This is a genomic window from Brumimicrobium salinarum (assembly GCF_002844555.1).
GTDB lineage: Bacteria > Bacteroidota > Bacteroidia > Flavobacteriales_D > Crocinitomicaceae > Brumimicrobium > Brumimicrobium salinarum.
This window is the reverse complement of the sequence record NZ_PJNI01000007.1, coordinates 125208-146300: the sequence shown is the minus strand read 5'-3', so window position 1 is coordinate 146300 and position 21093 is coordinate 125208. Positions and strand designations below refer to the sequence as shown.

Below are 21093 nucleotides of genomic sequence, written 5' to 3'. Positions count from 1 at the left end.
TACATTTTAGATTAATGAACAGACAAATTCAAATGATTCTCGTATTTTTGCATAAAAATAAGGCACAGACACGAAATGAGTATTAAAGTTACACTCCCAGATGGTTCTATAAAAGAAGTTGAGCAAGGAACTACTTCTTTAGATATTGCAAAAAGCATTAGCGAAGGTTTAGCGAGAAATGTTCTTGCTGCAGAAGTTAATAATGAAGTTGTTGATGCAATGCGTCCCCTTCAAACAGACAGTAGCTTAAAGTTATTAACCTGGAAGGATACAGGCGGAAAATCGACAATGTGGCATTCTTCAGCACATTTAATGGCAGAAGCATTAGAGGCTCTTTATCCTGGCATCAAGCTAGCAATTGGCCCACCAATTAAAAGTGGATTTTATTACGATGTTGATTTTATGGACTACACTTTTGCAGAAAAAGACTTGGAAAAAGTTGAGCAAAAGATGAAAGAATTAGCAAAGAAAAAAAGTGAATTCATCCGTAAAGAAATGCCAAAAGCTGAAGCTATTTCTTATTTCAAAGAAAAAGAAGACCCTTACAAACTCGAATTACTCGAAGGGCTTGAAGACGGAGATATTACTTTTTACACACAAGGAGAATTCACGGATTTATGCCGGGGACCACATATACCGCATACAGGATATATAAAAGCAATCAAATTAACTTCTATCGCAGGAGCTTATTGGCGTGGTGATGAAAACAACAAACAATTAACACGTATATACGGTATCACTTTCCCTAAGAAAGGAGAGCTGAAAGAATATCTGGAAAAGCTTGAACTTGCCAGACAACGTGACCACAGAAAATTAGGAAGAGAATTAGAGTTATTTACTTTTTCTCAAAATGTGGGACAAGGCTTGCCATTGTGGTTACCCAAAGGTGCTGAGCTAAGACTTCGTTTGGAAAACTTTCTAAAAAGGTGCAAGAGCACCGAGGATATGAACAAGTGATTACGCCACATATTGGAAGTAAAAAATTATATGAAACATCTGGACATTACGCAAAATATGGAGCGGATTCATTTCAACCGATTCATACACCTGATGAGAATGAAGAGTTTTTGTTGAAACCAATGAACTGTCCGCATCATTGTGAAATTTTCAAGGCGAAACCACACTCCTACCGGGAACTTCCAATACGTTATGCAGAATTTGGAACTGTTTACCGCTACGAACAAAGTGGTGAATTACATGGTTTGACAAGAGTTAGAGGGTTTACCCAAGATGATGCACACATATTTTGTACACCCGAACAAGTAAAAGAGGAGTTTCAAAATGTAATCGATATTGTTTTATACATTTTTAAAACTTTAGATTTTAAAAAGTTTACAGCACAAATTTCACTACGAGATCAAGAAGACCATTCGAAGTACATTGGGAACGAAGAAAATTGGGAGAAAGCTGAAAACGCAATCCTTGAGGCCGTAAAAGAAAAAGACCTTAACACAGTTATAGAATATGGTGAAGCAGCCTTTTATGGTCCGAAACTAGACTTTATGGTTGAGGATGCATTAGGAAGAGAATGGCAATTGGGAACAATTCAGGTTGATTACAATTTACCTGAAAGGTTTGAGTTGGAATACGTTGGTGCCGACAACCAAAAACACAGACCAGTAATGATTCATCGCGCACCATTTGGTTCAATGGAAAGATTTGTTGCTGTTTTATTGGAGCATTGCGCTGGTAATTTCCCGTTATGGCTTACATCTGAACAATTTGCAATCTTACCAATTAGTGAAAATTTCAATGAATACGCCGAAAAAGTTTCTAAAGTTTTAAAAAATTCCGATATTCGCGGATTCATTGACGATAGAAATGAAAAGGTAGGTAAGAAAATTCGAGAAGCAGAAATAGGGAAAACACCATTTATGCTTATTGTAGGAGAGAACGAAATGAAATCAAATACGGTCTCCGTTCGTCAAAAAGGTAAAGGAGATTTAGGAGCAATGCCTATTGAAGAATTTGTAAAAATTATTAATAAACTAGTTGAAGAAGAGTTAAGTTATACAAACGATTTACTTGACTCATAAATAAAATAAATGAGAAAACCGAGAAGAAAATTTAAACCAAGACAAAAGGAAGATCCAAACAGAATTAATGATCGAATTCGCGTACCACAAATACGCTTAGTAGGTGATGGAATGGAGCCTCAAATCATGGATACAAAAGACGCTTTAAAACTAGCGGATGAACAAGATTTAGATTTAGTAGAGATTTCTCCAAAAGCTAAGCCTCCCGTGTGTAAAATCATGGATTACAAAAAGTTTTTATACAACCAGAAAAAGAAAGAAAAAGAACTTAAGGCTAAGCAATCAAAGGTTACTATCAAAGAGATTCGTTTTGGACCCAATACTGAAGAACACGATTTTAACTTTAAGTTAGACCATGCAAAGAAGTTTCTTAAAGATGGTGCCAAGGTAAAAGCTTTTGTTTTCTTTAGAGGAAGAACAATTGTGTTTAAAGATAGAGGAGAAATTCTTTTGTTGCGTTTTGCTCAAGAACTTTCAGACTATGGAACACTAGAAGTGATGCCGAAACTAGAAGGAAAAAGAATGACCATTATTATTAATCCAAAGAAGGATTAAAACAAGATATTAGTGAGTAAATAAAAAAGAGTGATAAAATGCCAAAAATGAAAACAAAATCCAGTGCTAAGAAGAGATTTCAAGTAACTGGAAGTGGGAAGATTAAGAGAAAGCACGCTTTCAAAAGTCACATCCTTACAAAGAAAACAAAAAAACAAAAGAGAAACTTAACGAAAACGGCTTATGTAACAAAAGCAGACCAGCCAAACATTAAGGTTCAACTTTGTATGAAGTAAATCCAATTCTGTCATGGTGACAGAGGTTAGTATTAAACCCGATGGTGAGTACCAAAGACTTTTGAAACATAAAAGCACTTTTCATCAAAAAACATTAAATTATGCCAAGATCAGTTAATCATGTAGCATCCAGAGCAAGAAGAAAAGAAGTAATGAAACTTGCTAAAGGTTACTACGGAAGAAGAAAAAACGTTTGGACAGTAGCGAAAAATGCTGTCGAAAAAGGATTAGTTTACGCGTATAGAGATCGTAAACAAAACAAAAGAAAGTTCCGTTCATTATGGATTATGCGTATCAACGCGGCAGCCAGACAAAATGGAATGAGCTACTCTAAATTTATGGGATTATACAACAAAAGTGGTATGGAACTAAATAGAAAAGTTCTTGCCGATCTAGCAATGAATCATCCAGATGCATTCAAAGCTGTTGTAGACACCGTAAAAAAATAAAATATTTATCACTCACTAATTAAAAAAGGAGATTTCGAAAGAGATCTCCTTTTTTTAATTTATTTATCGATAGCATTTGTTCTCGAATGGATTTACAAGCTAGGTTTGACTAAGCCTCAAAAACTTTTGTTAAGACTTCCATAATCTTATCTTCATCTACATTATAATCAATAGTAGACGAACCTATAGCATTTAACAAAGTGAAATTGATGTGTTTTCCTTTATTCTTTTTATCATGACGCATCAACTTAATAAGTGTATCAAAATCTGATTTTTGAATGGGTAATTCAGGATAAATTTTTCTTATTAAAGTTTCAATTTTATCCAATTCTTTTTCTGATAATCCAGCAATTTCATTGGATAAATAAGATTCAACTAACATTCCCCAGGCAACACACTCACCATGCGTAACCGCAACTTCTTGCGTCATAAGAAACCCCTCAATGCCATGACCTATCGTATGACCAAAGTTTAGTGTTTTCCGTTCTCCTTTTTCTTGAAAATCACGGTCTACGATTGCTGCTTTAATCTGAACTGCTTCAGCAATTAAATCTAAATGTGGAATATCAGTTTCAGCTGTCTCCAAAGAGGCTACGTAAGATTTAGATGTAATCAACCCGTGCTTAATCATTTCAGCTTTCCCTGCCAAAATTTCCTTGTTTTCTAATGTTTTTAAAAAAGTAGGATCACAAACGGTAAGTTCTGGCAATGAAAACACCCCCAATTGATTCTTGAAACTTCCAAGATTTACGCCGGTCTTCCCTCCTACTGACGCATCAACCATCGCTAATAACGTCGTAGGGATATTAATAAAATCCAAACCGCGCTTAAATACAGAGGCTATGAAACCGCCCATATCTGTAACAACTCCACCTCCAAGATTAATAATTAAATCTGATCGTTGAATTTGGTAATTTGAAAGGGCCTCCCAAACCTGAAAGCAAACTTCAAGCACTTTATTCTCCTCTCCTGAAGGTAAAACAATTACTTCTGCTTCTTTTAATGACTCAAAAGTGGTGAGTAAATAAGGCCAACATTTTTCTTGGGTATTTTCATCAACAATAACAATCTTCTTACTATTTTTATATCGGGTATCCAAAAGAGTGTTAAAACTGCTTTTTTCCAACATTCCTAGCTCTACTTTGTTATTTTTAGAAACGATTTGCTTTATCATAATTTTTAATTTACTCTATTTGACAAAGCAACAACATCTTTTCAAGAAACAAAAGAACATTCTTGAAAAAAATGACGAACATCATTCAAAAAAGTTTGTCAGTAATTGATTTGAAATTAAATTTGCGAAATGATATCATTTGACAACACAGAAATTGCTTTTAAATATAAGTCCAACAAAGACTTAAAACGTGCTTACACCATGTTTAAATTAGTAGGTAAATCCTGGCTTGTTCAGATTGGAAAAGCAATGGTTCCAATCGCTTTTAAACTGAGACTTCCCATAAAAGGAATAATCAGAGCGACAATTTTTAAACAATTTTGTGGAGGCGAAACAATTGATGACTGTGATAAAACCATTCAAATTTTATATGACAATAATGTAGGAACAATATTAGATTATTCTGTGGAAGGAAAAACAGAAGAAAAGGATTTTGATGCTACCCGGGATGAAATTTTAGCTACCATTGACAAAGCGAAGGGAAATAAAGCGATCCCTTTTGCGGTATTTAAGCCTACTGGACTCTCAAGACATGCGTTATTAGAAAAGTTAAACGATGAAAGTGCTGAACCTACGCCTGAAGAAAAAGAGGAGTTTACGCGCGTTTTTAATCGCATTAACGACATTTGTAAACATGCCTACAACTCTGATGTTCCAATTTTCATTGATGCAGAAGAATCATGGTATCAAGATACTTTAGACAGAATTGTTGAGTCAATGATGGCCAATTACAACAAGGATAAAAGTATCATTTACAACACTTTTCAAATGTATCGACATGATCGTTTAGAATACTTGAAAAAAGGAATTGACAAAGCCCGAAGAGAAGGATATAATTTCTGTGGAAAACTGGTTCGTGGCGCCTATATGGAGAAGGAACGTGAACGAGCTTCAGAAATGGGATATCCATCTCCCATCCAACCCGATAAGGAAGCTTGTGACAGAGATTTTAATGAAGGTATCGAGCTAATGGTCAAAAACATTGATGTTTGTGGATTATGTTGTGGAACGCATAACGAAGATAGCTCCCACTTGTTGGCTAAATTAATGGAAGAAAATAATATCAAAAAAGATGACAAAAGAATCTACTTTGCGCAACTTTTGGGGATGTCAGATCATATTTCATTTAATCTAGCCTATCATGATTATCAAGTTGCAAAATATGTTCCTTATGGTCCAGTAAAAGATGTTATGCCTTATCTATTACGTAGAGCAGATGAAAATACTTCCGTTGCAGGTCAAACAGGTAGAGAATTAGATTTGATTTCTAGGGAATGGAAAAGAAGAAAGGGAAAGTTAGCTATATAGTTAATTATCAATTATGAATTAGGAAATCCCAAATGACATTAGTCCTTAACGCAATTGGGTGAACATGCTCAACCGGAGTTAATTAGACAATTACGAATTTATTTGTCTTCGGGGAGTAGGGTCAATTAACTTTCTTTCTTCGTTTTAAATGTAAAATGCTTTTGTGATAGATAGCTGAAAGTTACGACAATAATTATCGTCAGCGCTTTAGAAATTGTTGGATAAAAATGAAAGATTTCAACGAAGGTTTTCAGTAAGGCATAGTTCAAAATCAGGTTGACCAATACCAGAAGAAAGTAGCGAAACAATTGCACCCGTCCTTTAATATTTGATTCTGTCCAAACTATATATTTTGAAAGTAAGAATCCTGTAGGAAAAGTAATAGCAAAGGCTAAAAGAAATGCAGCTATATAGGGCTCAAAAGCAAGGTCTGTTGTAATCTGAACGATTTCTTTGTCGAAGATAAATTGGTAAGCAATGAAATACAAAACCAAATCTAAAAGCATATTAGCACCACCGCAGGCTGCATAATAATAGGTTTTCCTATTCAAAAAGGGTTTGAAAACAGGATAGAAAAAATCAAGAAAACGAAGAATCAAATTTCTCATGAACATTTTGTCTGTTCCACAAAAATAAAAGGATTGTCTAAATAACCTTGATTTGTAGATTAAACAATCTGTTTTGAAGTTGTTTTCTAACAGAGAAAAGCAATAAGGGAGGTTTTTAATAAGGTTAGATTAATTTATTTTACTCACCTTAATCCACCCTTCATTTTTATGATACAATGCACAAACAGTTGCATCTTTTGCTGAACCATTGCACTCTTCAATTTTTTTGAAAGTTGCAGTTACTACATCTCCGTTAGCAAAAGACGATACTTTTTCGGGGTTACAAACATGATAGTCTTTTTCATTAAATTCCAAATATGTTCCAGAACAATCCCGAACCACTGTTACAGTTTTATTTCGCTCTTTCGCACAAGCAAACAGAAAAAAGAAAATCATTGAAACAAGGAAAATACTTTTTTTCATTTTAGTTTAGTTTTAATTTTGGCTAGCTTTAGTCTTGTTAACCCGGATTATTCATCGCATCACTTGTTTTAAACAGTTAATGGATTGTTTAACAGGTGTTTACTGTGTTTTTAAAGAATAAAAATGTACCCCAAATTTGGGTATCAATTATTTAATGCTTGGATTCTTTTGATTTTATATTTCAATTGTAATTTACTGATATAGAATACTATTATCATCAAATCACGAATCTCATCTAAAATCAAAAATAATCTCATGAACCGAGCTTGCGAGCTCAACGAAGTTAATAATACGGGTTAAAACGCTAGTCCTCTATAGTTTTATATAGACGACTAAAAAATACAAAGAATTTTTGAGAAAGAGTAACGTTTTTCAAATAGAAGACGCGGGCTACCCGGTTGTGGTTGTTCAGCCCGTGGCTTTTATTTGATGTTATACGCTTTACTTTATTATTTCAAGTTCCAAAGTAAACTCTTCAGTATCAAGTGCAACTAATGTCAAGGGGAAATCCTCCTTTTTCAATTCCCAAGTATTTATTGGATGTACTATTGCACGTTTTGCCTTTTTAAATCTTTTTAATTGGCCATAGTTTGAGAAATGATAAATATATACCCCAAAATCCATAAATCCCCATTGGCAAAGCGGTGCACATTTAAAACTGACTTCAAAATCTTTGTATTTATATGTCATCACAGTTGAACTGTCACACAACAAATCCTTTGTTTTAATATACCCTAGATCATTATCAATTACCAGGCTATCATTATCTAGATAAGTAATAGGAGTTGGTGAGAACTCAATGTTTTCTCCGGTATTAGTTTTAACAATAACAGTATATCCATTCATAATCATGGGACCAACTTTATCATCCTTTATGAAGGCAAAAGTGTATGTACTATCGCAATTTCCCCCTTGACCCAACAAATTGCACGATAAGCAAATAAGTAGAAATGTGTGTAGAGTTTTTTTCATTGCTTATAACGGGAGTCTGCGCACAAACCCCATTTTTTTACTCAAATATAACTCATATCAAACAAATAAACTTCATTTGAGGAAGTCTTATTTTTATGTTTTAACAAAAATGAAAATGGTTGACTTTTATAAAAACTTCTTAAAATCGACTTAAATGGCTTTAAAAAGTCCAAAAAAGTAAAAACAAGTGTTTTTAGCTTGTTTTTTAGGTCTTTTACGCAAAAAATAGACATAAGTCTCCTGAGATTGTAGCAAATCATCATTAATCAACAATACGCGCCCAAGAATCGGGAGAAACCATTGAGTTGAAGTCCATCATCTGGAGCTGATATCGATCGAAACCTTTAATAAAATCCATATCTAAAGATACGAAAAAATGAGCAGATTTTTAAGTGAATTTGGGAGGGATTTTGGGTTTTTGTGCAGTCTGACGGACGTTCTAAAATAAGCAAAGTAGCGCAAACCTTGAGCCCTATCGGCGCTGTTTTGTTTATTTGTTGTTGGCAAACGTTCTTGTTTAAATTTTTGTTACTCTAGTAAATTTTCCGTTCTCTATTTTGAATGTCTGACCTCTTATTGTTATCGTCTCTCCTTCGTTAATTTTCATTAGGTCGATCAAGTCGTTCTCCATTATGTGAACTGAACCTCCTGTCGCACGAGCAAGATCAAGGTACTGAGCATTTATTCCGTAATCAGAACCACACAAAATGATTTTAATCGGCTTATTAATATTTGAGAGTAAGGAAATGTCCTTGATAGGCGCCCAATTATCAGCAATGAGAATAATGTTTTCACAATCAGGACAAAGTTCAATTGCTTTTGTCAATGCTTCAATATCATTTTCTGGAGCATCTCCTCCGCAACCGTTTCTCATTGTCTTATAGGCGAGCTCCTCAATGTCTCCAAATTTTGAAGATCGAGTTTGATAGATGCCTCCAGTTTTGCCAATGACCTTTTTATGATCTGGAGTCTTATCTCCGTCATTGAAGAATACAAACTGTTTCACTTTTTCATCAATCGTATTTAGTCGAAGCCACACAAAAAGTTGTGCCGTGTATGGAGACATGCTACCCGTCAAGTCAGAAATAATGAGCATATTAGTCCAGTCTTGTCTTTTAAGAACGGTAGTAACAGTCGAGTCAGTAAAACCTGGGTAAGTCCCTGGAGCGATTCTCAGAGGGGAACTCAATTTAGTACCAACAGAATCAGGTTTAATCGTTTCAGATAAGTACTCTTCCTCTTCATCAATTATCTTTTCAATTGCAACTGCTTCGCTAGTACCCTTTGAAAGTTCAGATAATATGTCCTTAAGATATTCTATTTCCTTTTTTATATCTTCTTTTGATTGGGCTGGTCGATACGTAATGACGATTCCATGGAATAATTTTTTAGCGGATTGTTGATCAGAACAATTTGTTTGTCTGACAAGCCTCCATTTGATATCTTTTTTGCTGAAAAGAGTAGGGTAAAGCTTTTTTAAATTTTCAATTCTCTTTCTCGTCAGTTTAGGGTAGCTGTCTCCTTTTGGGTGATCAGAAAACACGATGTCAACACTTGCAAATTTAGCACCATATAGTTTTTTGATGTCATTTTGGTTAGAAATGAATGAGCTCCCATAGGCCATTTTCAAGTAAAGTTGCTCTCCACTTTTGATTTCTGGTTCATAGATCAATTCCTTGTTTACGTTGGTTGAAAGTATATCATCAACCGTATTCTGTCCATAAGTTGGAAGTGTCAATACTGATATAAGTAATATGCTGATTAAGTTTCTCATCGTGTTCAATAAATGTTTGCCAACTCGTTTATACATACATATAAATTGTACAATATATGCTAAAAATGGAAATATTGTACAGTTTTATCCTACTTCGATTATTCAAATTTAACGATTTTTTTGAATTAACCTATGTTTTTTATAAATCATCATAAGGACTTCTGATGTTTTGTATACTTTTATTACTAACGTGGGGATAGATCTCTGTTGTTTTAGAGCTCTTATGTCCAAGCAGTTCTTGAATAAAACGAATATCAGTTCCTCTTTCGTGTAAATGGGTAGCATAGCTATGACGCAACCAATGAAGCGTAACGGGAGTCTGCGCACAAACCCCATTTTTACTCAAATATAACTCATATCAAACAAATAAACTTCATTTGAGGAAGTCTTATTTTTATGTTTTAACAAAAATGAAAATGGTTGACTTTTATAAAAACTTCTTAAAATCGACTTAAATGGCTTTAAAAAGTAAAAACAAGTGCATTTAGCTTGTTTTTTAGGTCTTTTACGCAAAAAATAGACATAAGTCTCCTGAGATTGTAGCAAATCATCATTAATCAACAATACGTGCCCAAGAATCGGGAGAAACTATTGAGTTGAAGTCCATCATCTGGAGCTGATATCGATCGAAACCTTTGACCCACTTTATTCACCAATCTTGATTCTTAAAAACACAATTTATTAATAATCAGATATTTAAAAGTGCTCTATACGATTTCAAAGAAACCCAAATTTGGGTATCGATAATTTGGAAGATTTTGATTTAATTTTGATCTATTCTTCGTTACAAGCCCCGCGAAATATGCCTATATTCCTTTAGGCCTTGTGCCTAAAATAGATTCAAAATTAAATTAGCTGCGCTGAGACTTCGTGTTCATGGATAAAGCGGGTTATTTTTCTTCGACCGTGCGATGCGTAAAAGCGCTGTCGCAACCGCAGGAATGCGAAACCTTTAGGTTCACGAACACCCTTAAAAATAAACCATTCGTGAGAAATTGTAGTGTGCTTGAACTTGCGTTGGCTTAATTCAGTCAGGTTAATTCTCCGAAGAGAACATTTCCGCTAGTGCTTCTCCTTGTGCTAATACTTTATCTGCTTCCATTTTAGCTACATCTGGTGGATAGCCGTAACGCATTAGAATTTTCTTTACGGTTAATCTTAATTTTGCTCTTACATCATCTCGTTTACTCCAATCGACTGTGGCATTTTTTCTAATGACGTCCACAATGGTATGGATCAACTCTTTCATTTTATCATCTTCTAAAAAATTAGTTGATTCGTTTTGCTTTAAAACACTGTAAAAAGCATACTCCTCTGGTGTTAAGCCTAAATCTTCTGATTTAGCATCTTCCAATCGCATTTCTTTTGCGATTTCTGATAGTTCCGTTAGCACTTGTGCTGAATCAATTTGATTGTTGTGATAACGTTTTACAACCGATTCTAACATTTCGGAAAATTTCTTTCCTTGTGCTAAATTCTTGGTTTTTCTGATTCTTACTTCATCACTCAATAGCTTTTTCAAAAGTTCAAAGGCAACATTCTTTTGTTGCATATTTTTTACTTCCAACAAAAAATCATCTGATAAGATTCCTACTGAAGGTGCTTTTACACCTGCTGCTTCAAATACATCTATAACACCATCACTAGACAATGCATCATCAACTATTTGTTTAATTGCGGTTTCTACTTCGTAATCTGATTTGATTCCGCTTCCTGTAAACTTGTTCAATCTGGCTTTTACTGCTTGAAAAAATGCAACATCATCTTTTAGTTTTTCAGCATCTGGACTTGGAATTGACATCGCGAATAACTTTGATAACAACGTCACTTCTTTTAAAAAGCGGTCTTTTAATTTTTGGTCTGCTAAAATGAAGTTTTGCGCACCTAATAAAACTTGTAGTTTTTGTGCGGTATCAACTTTGAAATATTGTTTAAAATCAAAACCATTAAACATTTGCTCCACGATTTCAAACTTCTCTTTCATACCTGCAATCGCTTCTTTTATATCTACAACGGGCGAACCTTCGCCACCGCTTTGTAAATAGGTTGCCATTGCTTTGCGCAAATCTTGACCAATGCCAATATAATCGACCACTAAACCACCTGGTTTGTCTTTATACACGCGATTAACTCTTGCAATAGCTTGCATTAAATTTGCGCCTTGCATTTTTTTGTCTACATACAGCGTGTGCAAATTTGGTGCATCAAAACCAGTTAACCACATATCACGAACAATGACCAACTTTAGTTCATCATTAGTGTCTTTCATACGGATTGCTAAATCTTTTCGTTGATTTTTAGTCGTATGATGTGGTTGAAAATGTTCTGGGTCGTCTGTAGAACTCGTCATTATGACTTTAATCGTTCCTTTGTCTAAATCGTCATTGTGCCATTCTGGTTTTAAGGCAACAATTTCATTGTAAAGACGCACACAAATATTACGTGTCATCCCAACAATCATAGCTTTACCTTCAAATACATTTTGACGTGCTTCAAAATGGGTGACAATATCTTTAGCCACATCTTTCAATCGGTCTGGATGCCCTACCACTGCATCAATGGTAGCAGTTTTCTTTTTAGCTTTTTCTATTTGTGCTTCGGTTGCACCTTCAATATCGTTTATTTCATCATCTAATTGTTTAGATGTTTGCTCATCGAGTTTAATTTTTATCAAACGCGATTCATAACTTATAGGAACCGTTGCTCCATCGTCAACGGCTTGTTTTATATCATAAACATCTATATAATCACCAAACACCGCAGGTGTAGATTTATCTTCTTTCTCAATAGGTGTTCCCGTAAAACCAATGTAAGACGCATTAGGCAAGGCGTCACGTAAGTATTTGGCATTTCCGTATCTAATTTCTGAACCTTCTTCGGTTTCAACTACACGGCCTGAAAAACCATATTGACTGCGGTGTGCTTCATCTGCCACTACCACGATATTTGTTCGGTCTGATAAAGTCTCGTATACATTGCCTTCTGCTGGTGCAAATTTTTGAATGGTGGTAAATATCACACCACCACCCGAAACTTTTAATAGTTCTTTGATGTGTTCTCTACTATCCGCTTGTACTGGTGTTTGCCTTAACAAACCAACGCAATTACCAAATGTACCAAACAGTTGGTCGTCTAAATCGTTACGGTCTGTTAGTATCACAATGGTTGGGTTTTCCATTTGCGGATGCGTAATAATTTGTCCGCTGTAAAACACCATAGACAAGGATTTACCAGAACCCTGTGTATGCCAAACAACACCTACTTTTCTATCGCCAATTTCTTCATTTGTCGCTCGTAAAGTTTGCGCAACTGCTTTTTGAACAGCGTAATATTGATGATAAGCTGCTACTTTTTTAACCTTTATTTGCGATACAATACCTGTGTCCTCATCTTTCTTTTCTTCTTTTTCAAACACTGTACAGTAGCGTATTAACTCTACTAGCGTTTTTTTGTTGAGCATATAGCTTAGCATATTTTGCAAAGGTGTAGCATCATAGGCAGATGTTGGCTCAGCAGCTAAACTAACCGAATTGTCTTGTAGCAAGCTTTTTATTTCTTTACTTTTTGGTGCTTTCCAAGCAAGAAAACGTGAAAATGGTGCAGATACACTAGAGGTTGCCGCATCTATACCATCGCTAATCACACATATTGCATTGTAATAAAATATGCTGGGTACCGCTTTCTTGTAATTTTGTATTTGATCGTAGGCTCTACGTAACGTTGCTTTTTCGCTTGTAGCACTTTTTAGTTCTATAAATACTAGAGGCAAACCGTTTACGTAGATAACAACATCAAAGCGTTTTTCGTTGTTGTTTTCTTTAACTACCAATTGATTGACTACCCAAAAGTTGTTATTCTCTGGATTTTGTACATCTAGTAATTTTACATTAATCCCTTTGGTTCTGCCATCTTTGGTATATTCTACAGTAACACCATTGGTTAACAGTGTATGGAAACGCTCGTTGTTTTCCATTATATCTTCTGTACCCAGATTAATTACCTTTTGGTAGGCCTCTAAACGCGCAGATTCTGGAAGTGTAGGATTTAGTGTTGCAAGAGACTCTTTAAACTGATTTTCTAATAACACCGAACTGAAATTTTCACGCTGTGGATTCTCTCCAATAGGTGAAATATCTGTACCGTTATGATACGTATAACCTTGACCAATTAATTGGTCAATTAAAGATTGTTCTATGGAGTTTTCGTTAAGCATTAGTTCCAGTTATTAGATTTTAGTTCTATGGTATTTACACCTATATTATAGGCATAGACTGCTGCAGGGACAAAAGTGATGTGTACATTGTCTACTGTTTTATTATCCATCATATCTATTGTGGTTACAAGGGTTGCTTTAAAATTATTTTCTTTACAGAAATGACGTAAGCTCTTTAATTCTTGCGGTTTATCTACAAAACGGTTACTCCATTTTATTTCTACACACCATTGTGGTTTAAACAGATTATTATCTAGTAATACGATGTCAACTTCGCCCTCTTTGCGTCCCATTTTCCAGCGTGCATATTTTAAATCTAGATGCTCTCTATGCATCCATTGCGAGAAGAAAGCCGTTTCTATCATATTACCTGTTTCCTTATCAGTCTCAATAATTGGTGAGAACAAGGCGGTACGTAAAGATGAATTGGTTAAATAGACTTTAAAACTCGTAATGCGTTTTAGTTTTTTTGCGGTTTCATTTACTTTATGAATGACTTTTATAAGAAAAGCCGCTTCTAGATATTCTAGATATTTTTTCAATAAATCTTTTGTAATCCCACTATCTTTTGCAAGACGCTCGTACGAAAATTCGTTACCCGAATTATAAGCAATGTAGGTAAAGAAACTGTTGAGTTCTTGCACATCTTTAATACCGTATAAACTCGGTAAATCTCGCAGTAAGACTTTGTCTACAATATCACTTTTTACATAGCGTCCCATATCACTTTGTATATGTTCTGATAGTACAACCTCTGGATAACCGCCATAATTTAAATAATGAAAAAACACCTTGTTAAGCTCTTTTATATTATGTGTGGTATAAAACGGAATGTCTTGCTGGTTATACCGTATGGTTTTTTGCTGTACTAGGTCTTGTAAGCCTTTAAGGTGTATATACTCGTGAAAGGTAAGCGGTGGCAACATAAAATCTGTAAACCTACCAGCACCACTTTCGGTGCTTTGTAAACGCAAAGCAGCAGCAGCAGAACCCGAAACTACAAACTTGGTTTTTGGGTAGCTATCTACCAGTACTTTAAGGTGGCGCTCCCAATCTTTTAAATATTGTATTTCATCAAAAAACACAAAACAACCCTCTAAATGGTCTAGTTGTACGGCTTCTTGTGCTAGTAATAATACGTCTTCTAACCCAAGGTGCATATAAATAGGATTATCTATACCTATAAAAAATACATTTTTACGAGGTACACCTTCTTCTAGTAAGGCGTGTATGCTATGATACATCATTACGGTTTTACCCACACGACGCGGACCCATAAGTACAACCGCCCGTTTTATGTTAGTTTCTTTTACAAAGGGGTAGAACAAATCAAAATACAAGCGGCGCGACATTTTTTGATAGACCTCTTGCACAGCACCAGTAACCCACCAAGGGTTTTCGTAACGTAAACGCTCTATACGTTTTGATGTAGGAATAACAGTATCAAAAGCCATAATATTTCTTATTTATAACACAAATGTAATAATAAGCATTTTGAAAAAAGTTTATTTTTACATTTTTTATCTGTTTAAGTGTTTTGATAAGTTTCAAAACATTTATTTATACCATCAATTACTCTTTAAACTCATTTATCCGCAACTGCCCGCTCATTAATTTAGGCAATAAGGTATCTCTGGTTTTTTTGAGGGTTTGGATTTGATTATGATTATTATATATCTTCAAATCTATCTTACTTGATATTGTATCAAATTCTTCAATCTTTTTTATCTCTGGAATAATAGTCTCAATATTTTCTAAAGAAGTTTTATTTATAGAACCAAATACAGTTCCCTCAGATTCGAAAAGGTCAAAAATCGGTTTTAAACTTTTCAGTTTATAAAGCACATAAGATTTATATTCACTTGAAACTGCCGCCAAGCCCCTACCTATACAACAATTAGTGTGAGCAACGTTTATATCACCAACTGGTGCTCTAACACTTACCAAAATATCGAATTTATTAGCCATTCTTTTTGGTTCAGTAGTGTATAGCCGTATATCTGGAAATCTCGATGTAAATTCTGCTCTGCCTTGAAAAAAGACAATTCCAATTTCTTCTTCGTTATAACTACTCCCAGAAGGTGATTGTCCCATTGTTATTTTGAACTCTTCCCCCAATTTCCCAACTCTCCACCCATCAGGCAATTCATCGCCTACTTGGTATTTACCAAACCATGCTGCAAAAATAGTTTGTGCAGTTTGCTCTAGGGTAAGGTTTTGGGCTTGTAGGTTTTCAATTTTATCATCAAAAGCGGTGAGGATGTTGGCTATGGCTTTTTGTTCAGGAATTGGTGGGAGGTTAAATTCATATTCCTGAATCCTACTAGGTGAAGTATGGCTAACTGTGCTACCTGTAGAACTATTAACCATACTTTTTTGATAATGTCTAGTCCTTAATAACCAATAAGCAAATTTTTTATCAAAATCTTCGTTCTTAAAAATGACTAATCCAATACGTTGATTATGTAGATATATTTTGTTTCCATTAGGAACTAAGGCTGAATAACCTAAAGTGTCTCCTTCTTTACTTAAATCAGTCATAGTGACTATGATATCATCAGCATTAAGAATATAATCTTCTGGTATATCACCATAATAATACTTAAACTTTTCGCTTTTAAAACCACCTCCTAAGCTGAAATTCCCAGGTGTTACCAAGATATTATTATTCGGAACTTCCGAAATATATTTTCCTTTGAAAGCAAAACCGTGCTTGATATCAATTACCTCTCCCAAAGTAGTTTCCATCCAACCATTAGGTATTTCATTTACACTACTCATAAACTCATACCAATTTTAGCCAGTTGCGTAGCAATTTCTTCGTTCAACTCCTGCTCTTTGTCCATTTGTTCTTTTAATGTAGCCGTCAATGTCTGCATTTTTTCTTCAAAAGGAATACCGTCATCTTCTTCATCGGGTATGCCTACATAACGTCCTGGGGTAAGTACGTAACTGTGTTTTTGTATGGCTTCTAGGGTTGCAGATTTGCAGAAGCCTTTTTCGTCTTGGTACTTCTCGACTCCGCTCGAAGTGACAGTACGCTTTCTCCAGTTTAAATAAGTATCTCGTATTTTGGCAATGTCTTCTTCGGTAAAATCTCTATGTACGCGAGATTTCATATAGCCCATTTCGGAAGCATCTATAAATAGTACTTCTTTGCTTGTATTACTTTTTTCTCTGCGTAAAAACCAAATACAAGCAGGAATACCTGTATTGTAAAACAATTGTTTAGGCAAGGCTACAATACACTCTACCAAATCGTTATCAACCAAATTTTTACGTATATCACCTTCGCCAGAGGTATTGGAACTCAATGAACCATTAGATAAAACGGTTGCCATAACACCTCTTGGTGATAAGTGGTACAGCATATGTTGCATCCACCCGAAATTGGCATTCCCTTTAGGTGGTGTTCCATACTTCCAGCGGGCATCATCTGCCAAAATATCTACGCCCCAATCTTTTTGGTTAAATGGTGGATTGGCAAGGATAAAGTCGGCTTTTAAATCGGGGTGTGCATCTTTTAAAAAGGTTCCTTCGTTGTTCCAAACCACAAACTTGCTGTTAATGTTACGTATGGCAAGGTTCATTTTTGAAAGTTTCCAAGTAGTATGGTTACTTTCTTGTCCATACACGGTAATATCTTTAATGTTTCCGCTGTGTTCGGTTACAAACTTTTCAGACATTACAAACATACCACCCGAACCACTAGCAGGGTCGTACACACGCCCTTTGTAAGGTTCTATCATTTCTACCATTAGTTTTACTATGGCTTTTGGGGTATAGAATTGTCCGCCTTTTTTACCTTCTGCATTGGCAAATTCGCCCAAGAAATATTCATAAACTCTACCAAAAAGGTCTTTTGAATTTTCGTTTTCGGCTTGTAGTTGGGTATTAGAGATAAGATCTATTAATTGCCCTAAAGCTGCTTTATCTAAATTGGCTTTACCATATACTTGTGGCAATACGTTTTTAAGCCCTTTGTTTTCCTTCTCAATCGCTTCCATCGCTTCGTCTATGGTTTGCCCAATAGAAGGCAATTTAGCTTGTGCGTGAATGTGGCTCCAACGTGCTAACTTTGGCACAAAGAAGGTGTTTTCGGCAATGTACTCGTCTCTATCTTCTGGGTCGCTCCACTCGTCCTCCTCAAGTTTGTGATAGAGTTCGGTAAAAGATTCCGAAATATATTTTAGGAATATTAAGCCGAGTACTACGTGCTTGTATTCGGCAGCATCAATGTTTTTACGAAGTTTATCGGCTGCTTTAAATAGTTTCTTTTCGAAACTGGTATTGTCTTTTTTTGCCATTTAGTTAATTTCTTTGTTAGAGATTATTAAGTCTTTTATATCAACATCTAAAATGTTCGCAATCTCCATTAACGTTTCCAGTCTCGGTTGTTGTCGGTTTTGAGCATAAGCGTTGACCATATTGTAACTCTTTCCGAGTTTTTCAGCCAACCAAGTCTGCTTAATTCCTTTCTGTTCCAGCACTTCCTTAATTCGGTTCATTTGATTCGCTTTAGTTATTTTCAATGGTCTCTTTGAATCGCTTTGCTTATTTCAGATGTCATTTTTCCGTCCACTAATATAGCTTTATATCTCAAAAAACTGTGTATAAAGTCAAAATATTTTCGGTTGGTGGTGGGGAAATTTTAGCTCTTTTGGTTTTCAGTGTTGGCTTTTAGTGTTTGCAAAAACCAAAAGTGCTTGAGCGTGCGGTGGCTTTTTCAGCATGTTGCACAACGGTCCACAGCTAAAAAATCGCTGCTATCCTTAAAATTAAGCAATAATTTGAAAGGGGAATGATTGAGCTGAGGATGATTTATCATTCGAAGCGCAAACGTTGCAGTGTTTTTTTAGGTGTTGTTGTGCAACGTCTTCGCTATTTCGGGGGCGTCTGTGCTTAAAATTGATATACAATCATTTTCGCTCATAATTAAAAACTCTCGAATTTCACTGTCTTGTTTAGAGACGATACAATTGCCATTTACATATTCGGAATCTTGCCATCCTCCTTCTGTGATTTCGACTAACCATTTTCCTGTCAAATCTTTATTACCCCAGTAACTAGTCAAGTCACCCTCATCTAAACATCTAAATCCTGCGATATTCTTGAAGCGAATTTCAAATATCTGATTAGGTTTTGCGACATAATTAATAAATACTTCACTTAAATTATAATACATCCCGATGATCTGAGGATGATTATATTCTTTAATTATTGTTTTTAATTCTTTAACTTTCATAATCGAATAAACAGTATTTTCTATTCATTAATTAAAGTCAGTTTCGGGGGACCTCCACCTTGTAAATGACTCTGGGGATATGTTAATTCCCATATCTCGTTATTTTTTCCTTCTAACTTTTGCGTCCAGCCATCTTCACTAGATTCTATGACTTTTAGATCATTCTGAAGCATTTCTGTAATTAATTTACAGTTAGAGTCTGCCTTAAGAGCCCCATTAATTTCAATCCATTTCCCAACAATTTCCATTATCATTTAACTTATAAACTGAAAAGCAACTGTTCTATCTTACTTGCAGCCTTCCGATGTTGCACAACGGGAGTCTGCGCACAAACCCCATTTTTTACTCAAATATAACTCATATCAAACAAATAAACTTCATTTGAGGAAATCTTATTTTTATGTTTTAACAAAAATGAAAATGGTTGACTTTTATAAAAACTTCTTAAAATCGACTTAAATGGCTTTAAAAAGTCCAAAAAAGTAAAAACAAGTGCTTTTAGCTTGTTTTTTTAGGTCTTTTACGCAAAAAATAGACATAAGTCTCCTGAGATTGTAGCAAATCATCATTAATCAACAATACGTGCTCAAGAATCGGGAGCAACCATTGAGTTGAAGTCCATCATCTGGAGCTGATATCGATCGAAACCTTTAATAAAATCCATACCTAAAGATACGAAAAAATGAGCAGGTTTTTAAGTGAATTTGGGAGGGATTTTGGGTTTTTGTGCAGTCTGACGGTCATGGCTATGGCAAGTGCGGGATTTCAAGGCACTTACTTGTCCGATTAGCAGTTAGTTTGTTATGTGTAATTACTTTCATTTTAGCACTTTAGCCCGCATTTGCTATAGCCGATGTTAGGCACTGGCTTTTTTTAATTTTGGTGAAACGGATTTTCGTCAAAGAATTCGGAAATTTTATCTTCTCCGTCAACATTATACAGGTCGGTAGTATTAATACGAAGCATCAACATGTTGAATAACATTGTAATTGTCTGGTTTAAATATCTCTCCCAACTTATTGGATTAACACTAAATTGTGAGTCTGCAAATCCTTGTCCAATCTCAACCGTATTTATTTTAGTCTCTATTCCTGTTATTTCTTGATTATCCGCCTTTGATTTGACTATTAGTCGACACTTGAATTCAGTTTCTGAGATTGGTTGATAAACTCTCTCAATGAAGTAATCCTGTTTAAATTGTTTTGTATCCATTTATTTGTTTTTTGATAGTTGAAATACTCCTGCCTTCAATACTTGAAAGCAAATTTTTGCTGTATGGTGATCAGGATTAAATCCCGAACTTACTTGCTGATATGGGTGAATGTAGTTTCTGAAATCTCGAAGTGCATGACTGAATTTTTTCACATCATCCTTAATGAGACCAATTTCAAACGAAACGTCAATTAGTTGGCTCAAAGTCCAATCAGGAAATTGGTTGACTTTACCTTCCTTGTCTTTAGGTGCAGATTTAGCTTGGTTAAATTCCTTTGGTGACTTCAAAGCAATTCCAAGAAGTATTCCTTCAAGACTACTGCCTGAAAGAAAGATGACCGACAAATGTGCTTTTGCCGCAAAACAGTTCTTTATCTCTCCGAATCGAATTTTGAGAACTTCTGAAACTATAGAATCTAGACCTAGAGCATCAATTGAAATATCATCAAACTCTTTATCTAAAAAATCATCTGCTTTCAGTTCTACATTGTCATCATGAAGTTCAACCTTATCTGTCTTTTTGAAGGTTATTTCCGTGCCATTTCGGACTACTTGCCATTTATCAAAAGCTAAATATTGATTCAGATTTTTGATGTGGTTATCAAGTTCAGAAGTTTTGCCAATAAAATTAACTGGGTTGAATAACTTTTTAATACACTTATCTAATTCTGGCTTTCCGTTAATCTTGTGAAGGCGATCATCTGTATATTTCCATCGAGAAGGAAATCCCTGACCATAAGTATCATTGAATCCCAAGTCTTTGAAAAACTCGATAAGTTTTGGGCCTGACCGATATTCCGTTTCTTCGTTTATCAGGTCTCTGAGTTTCTCTATTGACTTGTCATTTATTATCATTAACGGTTCTCTTTTTTAGCTTGTGCCTAACGT

The 21093-nt window shown here is 35.1% G+C and carries 19 protein-coding genes and 1 pseudogene; 5 read left to right on the top strand and 15 right to left on the bottom strand.

Annotation, left to right across the window (positions count from 1 at the left end):
- Window positions 1–75: 75 nt before the first annotated feature.
- From thrS to rplT, 4 genes and pseudogenes are all read left to right on the top strand, one after another.
- Window positions 76–2036, top strand: a pseudogene (gene thrS / locus CW751_RS07325) (threonine--tRNA ligase).
- Between the two features lie 9 nt (window positions 2037–2045).
- A complete protein-coding gene (infC, locus tag CW751_RS07320) occupies window positions 2046–2591 on the top strand; it encodes a translation initiation factor IF-3 (RefSeq protein ID WP_101334352.1) in 546 nt (181 codons plus the stop codon).
- A 38-nt stretch (window positions 2592–2629) separates the two neighbouring features.
- On the top strand, window positions 2630–2827 hold the full coding sequence (gene rpmI, locus CW751_RS07315) for a 50S ribosomal protein L35 (protein ID WP_101334351.1): 198 nt from the start codon (window positions 2630–2632) through the stop codon (window positions 2825–2827).
- A gap of 101 nt (window positions 2828–2928) precedes the next feature.
- Entirely contained in the window at window positions 2929–3276 is a 348-nt protein-coding gene (rplT, locus tag CW751_RS07310; RefSeq protein ID WP_101334350.1) for a 50S ribosomal protein L20, read from the top strand.
- A 109-nt stretch (window positions 3277–3385) separates the two neighbouring features.
- On the opposite strand, the gene aroB is transcribed toward rplT, so the two are convergent.
- Window positions 3386–4450 (bottom strand): 3-dehydroquinate synthase, encoded by a 1065-nt coding sequence (gene aroB, locus CW751_RS07305; RefSeq protein ID WP_101334349.1) that lies wholly within the window; start codon window positions 4448–4450, stop codon window positions 3386–3388.
- Between the two features lie 129 nt (window positions 4451–4579).
- On the opposite strand from aroB, the gene CW751_RS07300 reads away from it, so the two are divergent.
- Window positions 4580–5758, top strand: a complete 1179-nt coding sequence (locus tag CW751_RS07300) for a proline dehydrogenase family protein (RefSeq protein WP_101334348.1) — start codon at window positions 4580–4582, stop codon at window positions 5756–5758.
- A 125-nt stretch (window positions 5759–5883) separates the two neighbouring features.
- On the opposite strand, the gene CW751_RS07295 is transcribed toward CW751_RS07300, so the two are convergent.
- The 14 genes from CW751_RS07295 to CW751_RS07225 all read right to left on the bottom strand — a co-directional run bounded on the left by CW751_RS07295 (window position 5884) and on the right by CW751_RS07225 (window position 21060).
- Window positions 5884–6366 (bottom strand): GtrA family protein, encoded by a 483-nt coding sequence (locus CW751_RS07295; protein ID WP_101334347.1) that lies wholly within the window; start codon window positions 6364–6366, stop codon window positions 5884–5886.
- A gap of 129 nt (window positions 6367–6495) precedes the next feature.
- A complete protein-coding gene (locus tag CW751_RS07290) occupies window positions 6496–6789 on the bottom strand; it encodes a hypothetical protein (protein WP_101334346.1) in 294 nt (97 codons plus the stop codon).
- 441 nt (window positions 6790–7230) lie between these two features.
- Window positions 7231–7635 (bottom strand): hypothetical protein, encoded by a 405-nt coding sequence (locus CW751_RS07285; protein ID WP_133122154.1) that lies wholly within the window; start codon window positions 7633–7635, stop codon window positions 7231–7233.
- A gap of 643 nt (window positions 7636–8278) precedes the next feature.
- Window positions 8279–9535, bottom strand: a complete 1257-nt coding sequence (locus CW751_RS07275; RefSeq protein WP_133122153.1) for a hypothetical protein — start codon at window positions 9533–9535, stop codon at window positions 8279–8281.
- A gap of 139 nt (window positions 9536–9674) precedes the next feature.
- The gene (locus CW751_RS07270; protein ID WP_101334342.1) at window positions 9675–9881 is read right to left on the bottom strand and encodes a tyrosine-type recombinase/integrase; all 207 of its coding nucleotides are present in this window, start codon (window positions 9879–9881) and stop codon (window positions 9675–9677) included.
- Window positions 9882–10571: 690 nt separating this feature from the next.
- Entirely contained in the window at window positions 10572–13748 is a 3177-nt protein-coding gene (locus CW751_RS07265; RefSeq protein ID WP_101334341.1) for a type I restriction endonuclease subunit R, read from the bottom strand.
- Window positions 13748–15202, bottom strand: coding sequence for an ATP-binding protein (locus CW751_RS07260; RefSeq protein WP_101334340.1), 1455 nt, complete (start codon window positions 15200–15202; stop codon window positions 13748–13750). The genes CW751_RS07265 and CW751_RS07260 overlap by 1 nt, the downstream gene beginning before the upstream one ends.
- A gap of 118 nt (window positions 15203–15320) precedes the next feature.
- The gene (locus tag CW751_RS15375) at window positions 15321–16529 is read right to left on the bottom strand and encodes a restriction endonuclease subunit S (RefSeq protein WP_165779243.1); all 1209 of its coding nucleotides are present in this window, start codon (window positions 16527–16529) and stop codon (window positions 15321–15323) included.
- Window positions 16526–18055 carry a class I SAM-dependent DNA methyltransferase gene (locus CW751_RS07250; protein ID WP_101334339.1) on the bottom strand — a complete coding sequence of 510 codons (1530 nt, stop codon included), beginning with the start codon at window positions 18053–18055 and terminating at the stop codon, window positions 16526–16528. The genes CW751_RS15375 and CW751_RS07250 overlap by 4 nt, the downstream gene beginning before the upstream one ends.
- Window positions 18056–18256 (bottom strand): helix-turn-helix transcriptional regulator, encoded by a 201-nt coding sequence (locus tag CW751_RS07245; protein WP_101334338.1) that lies wholly within the window; start codon window positions 18254–18256, stop codon window positions 18056–18058.
- Between the two features lie 347 nt (window positions 18257–18603).
- On the bottom strand, window positions 18604–18993 hold the full coding sequence (locus CW751_RS07240) for a hypothetical protein (protein ID WP_101334337.1): 390 nt from the start codon (window positions 18991–18993) through the stop codon (window positions 18604–18606).
- 20 nt (window positions 18994–19013) lie between these two features.
- Complete coding sequence (locus tag CW751_RS07235) at window positions 19014–19241, bottom strand: Imm27 family immunity protein (protein ID WP_165779242.1); 228 nt, start codon at window positions 19239–19241, stop codon at window positions 19014–19016.
- A 625-nt stretch (window positions 19242–19866) separates the two neighbouring features.
- Window positions 19867–20205 (bottom strand): hypothetical protein, encoded by a 339-nt coding sequence (locus CW751_RS07230; protein ID WP_101334335.1) that lies wholly within the window; start codon window positions 20203–20205, stop codon window positions 19867–19869.
- The gene (locus CW751_RS07225; protein ID WP_101334334.1) at window positions 20206–21060 is read right to left on the bottom strand and encodes a hypothetical protein; all 855 of its coding nucleotides are present in this window, start codon (window positions 21058–21060) and stop codon (window positions 20206–20208) included. It lies immediately after the preceding gene.
- Window positions 21061–21093 lie beyond the last annotated feature (33 nt).